Origin of the sequence: Enterobacter sp. LU1, assembly GCF_008271405.2 — a bacterium.
Lineage (GTDB): Bacteria > Pseudomonadota > Gammaproteobacteria > Enterobacterales > Enterobacteriaceae > Enterobacter > Enterobacter hormaechei_C.
Window position 1 is genome coordinate 2,714,976 of sequence record NZ_CP043438.2, and the last position, 13,163, is coordinate 2,728,138.

Sequence of the window (13,163 nt, forward strand, 5' to 3'; positions counted from 1 at the left end):
GCGGTTTAATTGTCAGTCAAAATGTTTCCCAGTTTTCATCTTGTCCGGTCACCGCTGCGCGCGTACGTGTTGTCACGGGCGCCGGGGTTGCTTCGCTGTACGCCGACCGCGAGCTGACCGTATTTGTCGTTTTTGAAGTAAGACGGAACGCCGAGACGGCCATTTTCAGGCGGCTCGCCTGGTCCTCCAGCGCAGCGGCCGCGGCAGCGGACTCCTGCACCAGGGCGGCGTTTTGCTGCGTCACACGATCCATTTCCGATACCGCCAGGGCGACCTGGTCAATACCACGACTCTGCTCATCCGATGCAGAGGCGATTTCACCCATGATGTCCGTCACGCGCGTCACGGCATTCACGATGTCATTCATGGTTTCACCCGCACTTTCCACCAGCACCGAGCCGGTATCCACGCGTGAAACAGAGTCTTCAATCAGGGCTTTGATCTCTTTCGCCGCATTGGCGCTGCGGCTGGCGAGGTTACGCACTTCGCCAGCGACCACGGCAAACCCGCGCCCCTGCTCGCCCGCACGCGCCGCTTCAACGGCCGCGTTCAGCGCCAGGATATTGGTCTGGAAGGCGATGCCGTCGATTACGCTGATGATGTCGGCGATTTTCTTCGAGCTGTCTGCAATGTCATGCATGGTTTTCACCACGCCGTCGACCACCCGCCCTCCGCGCTGGGCGGTGTCGGACGCGCTTTCTGCAAGCTGCGACGCCTGGCGGGCGTTGTCGGCATTCTGCTTCACGGTCGCGGTGAGCTGCTCCATGCTGGCCGCCGTCTCTTCCAGAGCGGACGCCTGCTGTTCGGTACGGGACGAGAGATCGTTGTTGCCCATCGCGATTTCACTCGTGCCGGTATAGATGGCATCCGCCCCCTCGCGCACGTTAGCGACGGTATCAATCAGCGAACGCTGCATATGGTCGACGCTGGTTGCCAGCTCGGTGATCTCATTGCGCCCAGAAACAGTCAGCGTTTTCGTGAGATCGCCCCGGCCAATATCACGGATATGGGCAATGACGCGGCCAAGCGGGTTAAGAAGGATATGACGAATGCCGTACCACACGGCCACCAGTACGATGACCAGCGCGAGGGCGAGAACCGCCATCTGCCATTTAGCGAAACGGTAGTCGTTCTGGCTTTGCGTGAATGCGGAGTGATAAAGCTCGCCGCTGGCTTTGGCGTACTCGCCGAGCGCCGCGCCGAGGGCGTTCTGCATTCCCTGGGTCGGCTGCGCGAAATAGGCGTCCATATTGCCCTTCTCCAGGAACTGCACCAGCTCCGTGAGGCCGGCGAAGTAGGCCTGATATTTTTCATCTATGTTCGCGCTCGCCTGCGCCATTGCCGGCTGAGGGGCGATTTTTTTGAAGGCGTCGTAATGTTTCGCCGCGTCTGCCAGCGTGGCGCGCGCATTCTTCAGCAGTTCCGTTTTTGCGCTGCTCTGCTGGTTATTAGGGTCCATCATCATGCGGGCAGACGAGCGGCTCAGGTTGATACGCGTCTGCAACATCAGATCCCAGGTCGTGGTCAGTTCGCTTTGCTGCATTCGCAAATCGTTCGAGGCCGCGAAGCTGTCCTGGTTCTGTTTTAACGACGAGAAAAAGAGGCCGCCAGAAGTAAGCTGAAGAAGTGCGAAAATGACCAGCACCATCATAAGCATTGTGACAACGCGGATACGGTTCAACATACAACACCTTCTCATAGATTTATTAACGGTGTTATCGGCACAGGCCACAGGAACTTTACATTTGCGAAAGGGAAAAGCGCGGGAGTCAGAATGCGACGTCGACAATCAGCGTGTCGGTGTAGGTTCCGGCAGGCGGCGTGGCCTGGCTGGTCAGAACTTTGGCGGTATAGTTGTAGGTACGTAAAAGCCCGTCCGTACTGACCTGCGATGAGCTGGCGCTGGCCCAGCGCTCGCTGCCGCTGCTACCCCAGCGGTTGCTGGTCGCCTCTTTGTAGATGTCGTAACTCATGAAGTTGCTGCCGCTGACCATACGACGCACGTTGTTCAGGGCATTTGCCCCATTATTAATGCCTATGGTGTAGGTGCTGCCTTTGGTGCAGGTGACGGCAACCGACTGTGAAACGGTAGGAAAATTTTGCACCAGCGGCGCGCTGTAAAAATTGACGTCCGGCGTGGTCATGGTGCTGCAATCGTTGGTGACGGTCATGTTGAGGAGGATCGAGGTGGTTGCCGTACCGGTTTGCGGGGTCAGGCACGCTCCGACCGCGCCAACGGCGCACACGTTGTAGTTAATGCTGAACGTTAACAACACCTGATACGGCCCGGCGGTGACGTTCTGCCCCATTACGGTCCGGAAATAAAGGGGAATGTTGTAGCGCCTTGAACCCAGCAGCCCGAGCAGCGTGTTTCCGCTCCAGGTATAGGCTTTGCTGATTTGTATTTCACTGTTTCCGCCGCAGCCGGACGCCCCGCACAGCCGCGCAGGGATGACATCAGTAATAGCCGCGTTGTCCGTACGCTTCATGGTCGCCCGGCTATTCGCGAAGACGGATGCCGAGGTGTAATTCAGCGTCACCGAGTCGTTGGTTAACAGGTTGAGAACGGTATCGCAGGTCACCACCAGCGTGCCCGTCGTTTCCACTTCCCCGGTGCCGCTGAGTGCGAACGAGGTGACGCTGCCAAACGAGGCATTCACCGTACTGACGGTACAGGCCGCCCAGCTGCCGCCGGAGCACAGCAGCAGGAGCGCGATTAACAGGCGTCTCACGGCGCCTCCCGACAGGGCAGCGGACCGTAGGTTTGCAGCTTATGTTCAGGGTTTGCGCCAACGGTCAGCGTTGCCGTACAGCGTTTACCCTCCGGGGTGATGACCTCGAGCGGATTCACGTCGTTGAGGTTTTCCAGCCAGGCGAGGCCGTCGTAGCCGACAACCGCGCTGCTGCGGGACGCGCGTCTGACCTGGCTTCCTACCGGGATCGCATTGCCCTGCGCATCGTGCAGGATCACGCTGGCAACCCGCTCCTGCTCCATCGGGAAATCCACCAGATAACCGTTATGCCGACGAATCGCCACCCGACGCTCGGTCTCTTTCAGCCGGGTATCCGCAGGTAAGTTCAGGGTATCAATGCGGTAACTTGCCGGGTAATAGGCGGAAACGCCGCCCACCAGCAGATAGCCTTTGTTATTGGTTTTTCCGACCGGCTGGTTTTCGTAGCTGACGGGAACATCCGGATGTCCGTCGGTGCTGATCACCACAAACGCATCGTTGATATTGTTCGCCGCAAACAGCTCACCGTCCATCAGCACGACAGAGCCCATCGCCTCGCCCCACCAGGTCATCATGCCCTTCTCACCGTAGCCGCCGCCCTGTAGCTCCACGTTGTTATTCCGCCAGCCGAGCGTGGCCTGCTGATAGTTACTCGACCGCGACTGGTTGGCCCAGGCCATGTTCCAGCTAAAGCCGCCGTCTGAAGGCATCGAGTGGTTGTAGTTAATGCGTTGAGTGCTGCCTGCGTCAGGGGTATTTTCAAAGGTGACGGCGGCGCTGTCACGTTCGCCGAGGGGAACCTGCAACGACAGCGCAACCGTCCAGTCGCCTCGCTGCTGGTCACGGCTGGCAGCCAGATAAATACTGCTTGAGCCCCACAGATTACGGCTCCAGGAGAGGTTGAGCAGTTCAGTTTTCTGGCTGTCAAAACTCTCAACGCCGATCCACGCCGCGCCGATATTGCCGTATCCGCCGAGGTTAAAGGTTAAGGAATACTGGTCGGTATTGCGGCTCAGGCTGGCAACGGGGTTATCATTTTCATCATAAACGGTGGGCTGATCGTACAGGGCGAGATTGCCAAAACCACGATCACGTCGGGTATGCTGGGTCGCTACGCTAAACTCGCTGGTGTTGTATTGATAGCCCCAGTTTATCTGGCCGCCGCTATCGCCGCGCATGCGGCTTTGGGTCCACGAGGTATTTACCACGCCAAAACGCCCGAGCTTCAGTACCGTGCCCGCGCCGCCAAGCGCCAGCGACTCCGCCCCTTCCGCATGCCCCTCCAGCGTCAGCCAGTCGGTCACCCCGTAGCGGTACGATCCGCTGCCCGCCGCCGGGCCATAGTCAAAATTCTCAATACCGTAGTTACGCCGCAGGCTGCCCAGCGTCACGGCGCCGTCGCTTAACCCCTGCTTAAGCAGATCGCTGCTGACATAAAACGGCAGCGTGGTACTCACCTGACGACCCAGCGCATCAGTGGTAACCAGTACTGCATCGCCAGCACCGTTGATATACGGCAGATTGGTGAGGGTAAACGGCCCCGGCTGAAGGCGGGTGGAGCCGGAACGGTAGCCGTTAATAAAGAGATCGACCGAGGTCGGGACAGCCGCCTCGCCGGAAAACGCCGGCAGCGGCCAGGTCACCAGATCCGGACGCAGGGAGAAGTCGCGCCCGTAGCTGATCCCGCCCATGCGCACGCTGGTGCTCCAGCTCAGCGCATCGCTGATGACGTCCCCGGCGGACCAGGTGGTGGCATCCTCTTCGTTGGTGATCAGTAACGTAGAGTCATAACGCACGTACCCTTCCTGCTGTCCGCTGTTACCGGTGAAATTCTGCCGGGCGTAACCCGTCGATGAAAATGAATAATCCTCATTGAAATAGCGGAACTCGTGCCAGACCGACGCCTGGCCGCCCGTGTGTTCGGAATGGTTGGTATAAACGTCGTAATTGAGCAGCGCGCCGCGGCCATAGTGCGGTTTGCTTTGCGTGCTCTGCTCACTGAAAGGCGTGACCCGCGCCGCGACCCAGTCCCGGGGGACCGTCAGCAACAGGCGCTGGGCCGCGCTGTCGTACTCTGCGCGTACCGACGTAAGCGTCGAGAGATTCACCTCTCCGGCTGGCACATGCGCGGGCGGCAGCCCGGCGCGGAGCAAATCCGCGCCCGAAATAAACCAGGCGCCCTCACGCTGCGTCACCGGCACCACCAGACCCGTGTCATAGTGGTTCAGCACCAGGGCGAGCTGGAATACTGCTTCGCCGTTTATCGTCCGTGCATCCGGCGGCGGCGGTAAACTGTCGTCGCCGGTTTCGGCAAAGGCGCTGGTACTGACGCAAAGCAGGATCATCATCGCCGGTTTCAGTTGACGGGCGTCGATTGCCATTGCGTATCCCTGGCATTAATTTGCGCGCTCATCCGGTTCGGCTGATAAATCCCTGCCGGAAGCGGCCAGCTTCGGGTGCTGCCTGGCAGCACATAACCCAGCAGCCCCTCGGCAACCGTGCGTTTTTGCCCGCCCTGCTCAACCGCAACCTGGCTGAGCCGGACGTGTACATCCCCCTGATTGCGGACCTGAAGCGCGGGTTTACCCCCTTCCTGAACGACCCGCCAGCTCAGCTGTTGAGTATTCGCCAGCGCGTGGTGCGCCCCTTCGTTGAGGGTGGGGATCCCCTGCCCATAAACAAATAAGGGAATCGAATAGCGCATTTGCAGTTTGAGACCCATGGACGGTTCCGCTTTGGCATCCGGCTGGGGAATTTCATCCACAATAATGCGGTAGGCCTGCTCAACCCCCGACGGGATCGTCCCCTGCTTGATGAGGCGTATAAGCTGTTTACTGCCTTTGGCGATGGTCACAATCGGCGGGCTGGCAACCACATCCTGCTGGGCGGTGTAACGCTCATATCCTCCCTCCTGCTTCCAGCGCACAATACGCACCTGCATTGTCGTGGCGCTGTTGCCCTGATTCTGGATCCACAATTCAGTTGCTCTGGCTTCTGCCGACAGCCACGGATCGATGGGCCACAGAAGAATGGTTGCCGCTGCCTGCGCCTGGCCCGCTGCCAGAGCCGTTGCCCCCAACAGACCCACCAGGCCCGATCGCCTGAAAAATGGCTTCATCGATGTTCTCCCTTTCCTACCATGACAAGGTCACGGTGAGTTGATCTGAATATGTTCCCGGCAGGCTAAACCCCGTCAGGAGCGCGACGCCAAAAAGAGGCAGCGCGATGTTATTGCTGTTGGTATACGTAATCGGTATGGCCTGGTTAACCCCAATTTCGCTGTTCGCCGCCAGAGAGCTGCTGCTGTAGAGCCGGTAACCAACAACTTCGGTCCCGCCTGAACGCGTCATCCGTCGCACCGAGCTGTAATTCTGGCCGCCGTCAATGCTCATGCTCAGCGCCACGCCCGGCGTGCAGGCGATGGACAACGCGCCGTCGGCGACAAAGCTGGTGCTGACCGGCGTGTTGTCCACGCCGTTACGGGTTCCAAAATCCAGCGTCCCAAAGCGCCCGCCCGTGCCGGTACTCACCGAGCACCCTGGTACTACCGTCGCGCTCACCCTGAAGGACTGGGAGGTCACCGCCCCGGCGTCGCAGATCATCATCAGCCCGACGAGCAGGGCCAAAAAAGGGTGCACGACGCCCTCTGCGCTTTCGCGCAGACATAAACACAATGCCTTCATGGCTGAATCAGTAGGTGACGCTGACGTTAATCGTGTCGGTATAGGTTCCCGGTACAACCGTTACGCTATTGCCACCGCCCGTTATGCGTCCGTAGAGGGTATAGCTGTCCACCCCGCCCGCCGTGGAGGCAACGGGCAACGCGGCGTTGTTAGCGATCACGTTGTTGTACCCGCTGTCGCTATAGAGGCTGTATGCCACGCCCTGTGCCGCATTGGCGGTATTCACCAGATAGCGGGCGGGTGTGCCGGGGGTGCCGACAACGGTTCCGGGTGCGGTCGCGTTGGTGTTGCCGGTGATCGCCACCGTGTAACTGGCAGTGGTACATTGAATGGTAAAGGTGTTTCCGCCGCTGGCCCCGGTTAACTGGGTTGTCAGGGTGGAGAATGTCGCAGGATGGGTCCCGAAATCGAGTGTCCCGAAGTTAATGCCGTTTTGCGTTGGCGAGCCGTTGATCAAACAACCGTTCGTCAACGTCAGCGTCGCCCCGATAGTACCGCTACTGGTGACTGCCAGCGCCTGACCGACAGTCGCCGCCGTCAGCAGTGTACCCGCGCAGATAAAAAGAAGTGTTCTTTTCATTTACCACCCTCCAGAAGAAATAATGGTCCGCTTACCCTATTTTATTCATACTGTTCAGTATGTTAGCCCCGCTTAAACATTCCCCGGCGCGGTTACTGAGAATTTAGTTTATGGTTCACGCTTCAACCACTTTCAACGAAGGTGAGACACCCGCCCTCCAATTAACAGACTATTAACAAACATTACAAAGAGTTAGCAAAATAAAACGGGCATTATTCTTGCTTAATTTGAGGATATATCGCCTGTAATGTGATCCGCGTCACAATATATCGTCATTGTAAAAACAACGAATTTCATAAAAATTAAAAACAAGTTGTAACTCACGCAGCTTTACTTCAATTTATGCCCCGAATATTTTCCTGCGCTTAAATAAAAATTTTGTATGCATTGACGCAGGAAACTCTTTTAGCGCATAGAGGATCTTTTTGTGGCAAGTGCAAACAAACTCACGCTCTTCATCGTGATTTTCATGCTGGCGGGCATTCTTTCAGGTGCGGCAATCCATGAGTATGCTTCGCCCGACGCGATACAGGCCTGGTCGGAGAACATCACCCTGCTGACCGATATTTTCCTGCGGCTGATTAAGATGGTGATTGCCCCGCTGGTGTTCAGCACCCTGACGGTGGGCATTATGAAGCTGGGTGAAACGTCGACGATTGGGCGCGTCGGGGGTAAAGCGATGGTGTGGTTTATCAGCTCATCCGTGCTTTCCATTCTGGTGGGGCTGTTTATTGTTACCCTTGAACAACCCGGCAGCGGTCTGAACCTGAGCATTCCGACAGAGACGGTTGATACCGGCCTGGCCGTTAGCGGGATGTCGCTGAAAGCCTTCCTGTCACACACCATTCCAACCAGCATTGCCGGCGCGATGGCGAACAATGAGATCCTGCAAATTGTGGTCTTCTCGATGTTCTTCGGCATCGGCGGCGCGTCATTAGGTCAAAAATTCAACGCCCCGCTGGTGGCGGCGCTGGATGTGGTCTCCCACATTATGCTGAAAGTGACGGGCTATGTGATGTACGTTGCGCCGCTGGCCATTTTTGCCGCGATTTCGTCCGTGATTGCCACTCAGGGTCTGGGCATTTTGCTGAACTATGCCTCGTTCATTGGCGGTTACTATGTGGCGATCCTTCTGACCTGTCTGGTATTGCTGGCGGTAGGTTACATGGTACTGAAAAAAGAGATTTTCCGTCTGGTGGCGATGCTGAAAGATCCGGTGCTGGTCGCGTTTACCACCAGCAGCTCAGAAGCGGCATACCCGAAAACGCTGGAGCAGTTAGCGCGCTTCGGCTGTTCACGTAATATCGCCTCTTTCGTCCTGCCGATCGGCTACTCGTTTAACCTGGTCGGCTCCATGGTGTACTGCTCGTTCGCCTCGATGTTTATCGCCCAGGCATACAACATTCACCTGAGTTTCACCGAGGTGACGGTGCTAATGTTAACGTTGATGCTGGCCTCGAAAGGGATTGCGGGCGTACCGCGCTCGTCGCTGGTGGTGCTGGCGGCAACTATTCCGAGCTTTAACATTCCGGTGGCCGGGATCCTGCTGCTGATGGGGATTGACCATTTCCTGGATATGGGACGATCGGCCATTAACGTGCTGGGGAACGGGATTGCGACGGCGATGCTGTCGCAGAATGAAGGGGCGCGGGAAGCGGAATCAGCGCTGGTGGAGCAGGAGGCGTAAGGATACAAAAGAGCCGGGTGGCGGCTTCGCCTTACCCGGCCTACGAATGGCTCGAACACGTAGGCCGGGTAAGCGTCAGCGCCACCCGGCTTTATTTTATGCCACGTGATTCGCCGCGATATCCAGCAGCGCCATCTCTTCGCTGTTCAGCAGCTTCTCAATATTCACCAGAATCAGCATACGCTCGCCAAGCGCACCCAGCCCCGTCAGGTATTCCGTCGACAGCGTGACCGCAAACTCCGGCGCAGGACGGATTTGATCGGCAGTCAGCGACAGTACATCAGACACGCCATCCACCACGATCCCCACCACGCGCTGCCCCAGATTCAGGACGATCACCACCGTGTTATCGTTGTACTCCACATCGCCCTGGCTGAACTTCACGCGCAGGTCCACGATAGGCACAATCACACCGCGCAGGTTGGTCACACCCTTGATAAACGCTGGCGTGTTCGCAATGCGCGTTACCTGGTCGTAACCGCGAATTTCCTGCACTTTCAGGATGTCGATACCGTACTCTTCATCACCTAAAGTGAAAACCAGGAATTCCTGTCCAGATGGCTCGCCCGCCAGTTTCGTTACGTTACTCATACCGGTCATGTTATTACCTTTTACTTAATCAGGCGGCTGTGTTCGCCACACGTTGTTCACGATTTAATCCCTGAAGTGCCGATACATCGACGATCAGCGCGACGCTACCATCACCCAGGATGGTGGCAGCAGAGATCCCCGGCACTTTTCGGTAGTTACTTTCCAGGTTCTTAACCACCACCTGATGCTGACCAATCAGCTGATCGACCAGCAGCGCGTAGCGGCGTCCGGCGCTTTGCAGGATCACAACGATACCCTGCGTGGCCTCGGTTTTTGCCCCGTCCACTTCAAACACTTTCCACAGTTCCACCAGCGGCAGGTACTCGCCGCGCACTTCGAGCACGCGCTCGCCGCCCGCCAGCGGATGCAGATCTTCTTCACGCGGCTGGAGGGACTCCATCACCGCGTTCAGCGGCAGAATAAAGACTTCGTCCGCCACTTTAACGGACATGCCGTCAAGAATGGCCAGCGTCAGCGGCAACAGGATACGAATCGTGGTGCCCGCGCCCTGCTTAGACTGGATCTCAACGTGACCGCCCATCTCCTGAATGTTACGTTTCACCACGTCCATGCCCACGCCGCGGCCGGAAACGTCGGTGACCTGCTCTGCGGTTGAGAAGCCCGGGGCAAAAATCAGCATGCCCACCTCTTCGTCGGTCATGTTTTCGTTAACCGCCATTCCCTGCGAAATCGCCTTCGCCAGAATGCGCTCGCGGTTCAGGCCGGCGCCATCATCGGTCACTTCGATGCAGATGTTGCCGCCCTGATGTTCCGCTGACAGGATCAGGTTGCCCACGGGCGATTTTCCAGCTGCTACGCGGTTTTCCGGCAGCTCGATGCCGTGGTCGAGGCTGTTACGCACCAGGTGCGTTAACGGATCGATAATGCGTTCAATCAGGCTCTTGTCCAGCTCGGTGGAGCTGCCCATCAGCGTGAGTTCGATCTGTTTGTTGAGCTTGCCGGCCAGGTCGCGCACCAGGCGCGGGAAGCGGCTGAAGACATATTCCATCGGCATCATGCGGATGGACATCACCGATTCCTGCAAATCGCGGGCGTTACGTTGTAACTGGCCCATGCTGGTGATGAGATCGCCATGGGTCACCGGGTCCAGCTCGTTGGAGCGCTGGGCCAGCATCGACTGGGTGATGACCAGTTCACCCACCAGGTTGATCAGCTGATCCACTTTCTCCACCGCCACGCGAATGCTCGTGGACTCGCTGGAACGCGCCGCTGGTTTTTCACCGCGGGCCGGAGCGGCCGTCTCTTTTGGCACGGCTTTCAGGGCCGGGGCAGCGGCAACTACCGCAGGGGTATTCTCTGCCGGAGCAGGCGCTTCAACGGCCGCCGCCTCGGTTTCAAACGCAATCTGATCCGCTTCAATCACGAAGCAGAGCACCGCCACGATGTCATCCTGGCCGATCCCGCCGTCGAGCGTCGCGGCCAGGCTGTCTTTGCCCTTCACCACGTTGCTGAGCGTCGCCAGGTTCCCCAGCTCCTCTTCCAGCAGGTTGACCTCGTTCTCCTTCAGACGTGACAGCACCACGCGCAGTTTTCCTGCGGGCGCGTCAGGCGCCGTATCGGGTTCGGCCACGGCGTCAACAACGCTCAGTTTTGCCGCAGGGACAGCGGGCGCAGACGCCTCACCTTTGGCTTCCAGCGCTAACTGACGCAGCGCGTTGCAGATGTATTCAAAGCTGGCGGCATCAGGCTCTGCCGAACTTTTATAGGCGTCGAGCTGTTCCTGCATAATATCTTTCGTTTCCAAAAACAGGTTGATAATGTCGGTATTGAGCTGCATCTCACCGCGTCGTGCTTCATCCAGCAGGTTTTCCATTAAATGGGTGGTTTCCTGCAAAATGGTAAATCCAAACGTTCCGGCACCGCCTTTAATGGAATGCGCCGCACGGAAGATGGCATTGAGCTGTTCTGAGTCCGGTGCCTCGGGCACCAGATCCAGCAAATGTTGCTCCATATCGGCCAACAATTCGTCGGCTTCATCAAAAAATGTCTGGTAAAAATCGGTAATATCCATGCTCACGCTATCACCTCGGATTGGCTGGTGGCGATGTTGGAACGGCAGCCGAAGGGACGGCCCCAGGCTGTTTTAAATCGTCCAGTGACTCATTCTGACTTTCGGCGTTTTCATGCAGGATGGCCTGCTCCGCCTGCTGGTTCAGCACTAAAAGACTGATACGACGGTTGATGGCGTCATCCGGTCCGCGGTCGGTAAGGCGCATGGTTGCAGCCATGCCGACCACGCGCAGGACCTTGCCATCATCAAGCCCACCCGCCACCAGCTCGCGACGCGAGGCGTTGGCGCGATCGGCAGAAAGCTCCCAGTTGCTGTATCCTTTCTCTCCCGTGGCGTACGGGAAATCATCCGTGTGTCCGGACAGGCTAATGCGGTTTGGAATACCGTTCAGCACCGGTGCAATCGCACGCAGAATATCGCGCATGTAGGGCTCCACGTCGGCGCTGCCGGTTTTAAACATCGGCCGGTTCTGGCTGTCGATGATCTGAATACGCAGCCCTTCCTGTACCAGGTCAATTTTCAGATGCGGACGCAGCGCGCGCAGCTTAGGGTCTGCTTCAATCAGCTGATCCAGGTCACCGCGCAGTTTTTTCAGACGCGCCTGCTCCATCTTTTTTTTCAGCTCGTCGATGTTAGGCTGTTTTTTCACTTCACCCTGCTGCTGGGTGTAATCGTCACCGCCGCCGGGGATCGGGCTGTCGCTGTTAGAAATGCGCGGCCCGCCGGTAACCGCCGTCGCCAGCGGCGTTCTGAAATATTCCGCAATCTGAATAAGCTCTTTCGGGCTGGAGATGGAGATTAGCCACATCACCAGAAAGAAGGCCATCATGGCGGTCATAAAGTCGGCGTACGCGATCTTCCAGGAGCCGTGAGAACCGTGCCCGTGCCCCTTATGCTTGCGCTTTTTTACGATGACGATCGGATGGGACTGGTTTTTCATGCGTCCTCAGTTGTCGTCTGTTGGTTAGGGTTTTTCACCGCGCGCACGTGCTCTTCCAGTTCGATAAACGACGGACGTTCGCTGGAGTAAAGCGTCTTACGACCAAATTCGACGGCAATCGGTGGCGCATAGCCGTTGAGGTTTGAGAGCAGCGTAATTTTCACGCACTGCATCATTTTGGTGGTTTCGGCGCTCTTCTGGCGCAGCACGCTCGCCAGCGGGGAGATAAAGCCGTAGGCCAGTAAAATACCGAGGAACGTCCCCACCATCGCGTGGGCAATCAGCGCCCCCAGTTCAGCCGCCGGGCGATCCGCCGAGGCCAGGGCATGAACGACGCCCATGACCGCCGCCACGATGCCGAACGCCGGAAGCGAGTCGCCCACCAGCGCCAGGCTGTTGGCCGGTACTTCGGACTCGCTCTCGTGGGTTTCGATCTCTTCGTCCATCAGGGCTTCAATTTCGAAGGTGTTCATGTTGCCGCTGATGATCAGTCGCAGGTAATCGACGATAAAATCGAGCATCATCGCGTCGGCCAGAATACGCGGGTAGCTGGCGAAAATTTCGCTCTCTTTCGGGTTTTCGATGTCCCGCTCCAGCGAGAACATCCCCTGCTGACGTGACTTCGCCATCAGGCGATAGAGCAGCGCCAGCAGATCCATATACATGCTTTTGGTGTATTTCGAGCGACGAAACAGCAGCGGAATCGCCTTCAGCGTGCCCTTGATCGATTTGCCGTTGTTACCAACGATAAAAGCCCCTACCCCTGCACCGCCGATGATGACAAGTTCAGCCGGTTGATAGAGTGCTCCAAGGTGCCCGCCGGTCATCATGTAACCGCCGAAAACTGTACCGAGAACTACCAGGTAACCTAATAAGATAAGCACGACATCATCCTTCCGCTAGTGACTATGGCAGGAC

At 57.6% G+C, this 13,163-nt stretch carries 11 protein-coding genes; 1 reads left to right on the forward strand and 10 read right to left on the reverse strand.

Annotated elements, in window-relative coordinates:
• Nucleotides 1-16 precede the first annotated feature (16 nt).
• The 6 genes from tar to FZF21_RS13070 all read right to left on the reverse strand — a co-directional run bounded on the left by tar (nucleotide 17) and on the right by FZF21_RS13070 (nucleotide 6,995).
• The gene (gene tar / locus FZF21_RS13045) at nucleotides 17-1,684 is read right to left on the reverse strand and encodes a methyl-accepting chemotaxis protein II (protein WP_017384411.1); all 1,668 of its coding nucleotides are present in this window, start codon (nucleotides 1,682-1,684) and stop codon (nucleotides 17-19) included.
• Between the two features lie 85 nt (nucleotides 1,685-1,769).
• The gene (locus FZF21_RS13050; protein ID WP_047738760.1) at nucleotides 1,770-2,732 is read right to left on the reverse strand and encodes a spore coat U domain-containing protein; all 963 of its coding nucleotides are present in this window, start codon (nucleotides 2,730-2,732) and stop codon (nucleotides 1,770-1,772) included.
• Complete coding sequence (locus FZF21_RS13055; protein ID WP_149121300.1) at nucleotides 2,729-5,113, reverse strand: fimbria/pilus outer membrane usher protein; 2,385 nt, start codon at nucleotides 5,111-5,113, stop codon at nucleotides 2,729-2,731. The genes FZF21_RS13050 and FZF21_RS13055 overlap by 4 nt, the downstream gene beginning before the upstream one ends.
• On the reverse strand, nucleotides 5,089-5,850 hold the full coding sequence (locus FZF21_RS13060) for a molecular chaperone (RefSeq protein WP_015570266.1): 762 nt from the start codon (nucleotides 5,848-5,850) through the stop codon (nucleotides 5,089-5,091). The genes FZF21_RS13055 and FZF21_RS13060 overlap by 25 nt, the downstream gene beginning before the upstream one ends.
• 16 nt (nucleotides 5,851-5,866) lie before the next feature.
• Nucleotides 5,867-6,415, reverse strand: a complete 549-nt coding sequence (locus FZF21_RS13065) for a spore coat U domain-containing protein (RefSeq protein WP_017384414.1) — start codon at nucleotides 6,413-6,415, stop codon at nucleotides 5,867-5,869.
• A 7-nt stretch (nucleotides 6,416-6,422) separates the two neighbouring features.
• The gene (locus tag FZF21_RS13070; protein WP_017693232.1) at nucleotides 6,423-6,995 is read right to left on the reverse strand and encodes a spore coat protein U domain-containing protein; all 573 of its coding nucleotides are present in this window, start codon (nucleotides 6,993-6,995) and stop codon (nucleotides 6,423-6,425) included.
• Between the two features lie 427 nt (nucleotides 6,996-7,422).
• Here FZF21_RS13070 and FZF21_RS13075 point away from each other — a divergent pair, with 427 nt between their 5' ends.
• Nucleotides 7,423-8,682 (forward strand): dicarboxylate/amino acid:cation symporter, encoded by a 1,260-nt coding sequence (locus FZF21_RS13075; protein WP_017384415.1) that lies wholly within the window; start codon nucleotides 7,423-7,425, stop codon nucleotides 8,680-8,682.
• Between the two features lie 96 nt (nucleotides 8,683-8,778).
• Here FZF21_RS13075 and cheW read toward each other — a convergent pair whose 3' ends face one another.
• Genes cheW through motA form a run of 4 tightly spaced genes read right to left on the reverse strand, consistent with a single transcriptional unit; the run spans nucleotide 8,779 to nucleotide 13,129 of the window.
• A complete protein-coding gene (cheW, locus tag FZF21_RS13080; protein WP_003859699.1) occupies nucleotides 8,779-9,282 on the reverse strand; it encodes a chemotaxis protein CheW in 504 nt (167 codons plus the stop codon).
• Between the two features lie 19 nt (nucleotides 9,283-9,301).
• Nucleotides 9,302-11,311, reverse strand: a complete 2,010-nt coding sequence (gene cheA / locus FZF21_RS13085) for a chemotaxis protein CheA (protein ID WP_017384416.1) — start codon at nucleotides 11,309-11,311, stop codon at nucleotides 9,302-9,304.
• Nucleotides 11,312-11,315: 4 nt separating this feature from the next.
• Nucleotides 11,316-12,245, reverse strand: a complete 930-nt coding sequence (gene motB, locus FZF21_RS13090) for a flagellar motor protein MotB (protein ID WP_017693230.1) — start codon at nucleotides 12,243-12,245, stop codon at nucleotides 11,316-11,318.
• Nucleotides 12,242-13,129, reverse strand: coding sequence for a flagellar motor stator protein MotA (motA, locus tag FZF21_RS13095; RefSeq protein WP_003859696.1), 888 nt, complete (start codon nucleotides 13,127-13,129; stop codon nucleotides 12,242-12,244). Before motA ends, motB begins: the two co-directional genes overlap by 4 nt.
• Nucleotides 13,130-13,163: the final 34 nt, after the last annotated feature.

What these genes read in the sequence shown, in the direction of transcription:
- tar (WP_017384411.1), bottom strand. Translation starts at nt 1,684, where the DNA reads ATGTTGAACCGTATCCGCGTTGTCACAATGCTTATGATGGTGCTGGTC.
- FZF21_RS13055 (WP_149121300.1), bottom strand. Translation starts at nt 5,113, where the DNA reads ATGGCAATCGACGCCCGTCAACTGAAACCGGCGATGATGATCCTGCTT.
- FZF21_RS13060 (WP_015570266.1), bottom strand. Translation starts at nt 5,850, where the DNA reads ATGAAGCCATTTTTCAGGCGATCGGGCCTGGTGGGTCTGTTGGGGGCA.
- FZF21_RS13065 (WP_017384414.1), bottom strand. Translation starts at nt 6,415, where the DNA reads ATGAAGGCATTGTGTTTATGTCTGCGCGAAAGCGCAGAGGGCGTCGTG.
- FZF21_RS13070 (WP_017693232.1), bottom strand. Translation starts at nt 6,995, where the DNA reads ATGAAAAGAACACTTCTTTTTATCTGCGCGGGTACACTGCTGACGGCG.
- cheW (WP_003859699.1), bottom strand. Translation starts at nt 9,282, where the DNA reads ATGACCGGTATGAGTAACGTAACGAAACTGGCGGGCGAGCCATCTGGA.
- motB (WP_017693230.1), bottom strand. Translation starts at nt 12,245, where the DNA reads ATGAAAAACCAGTCCCATCCGATCGTCATCGTAAAAAAGCGCAAGCAT.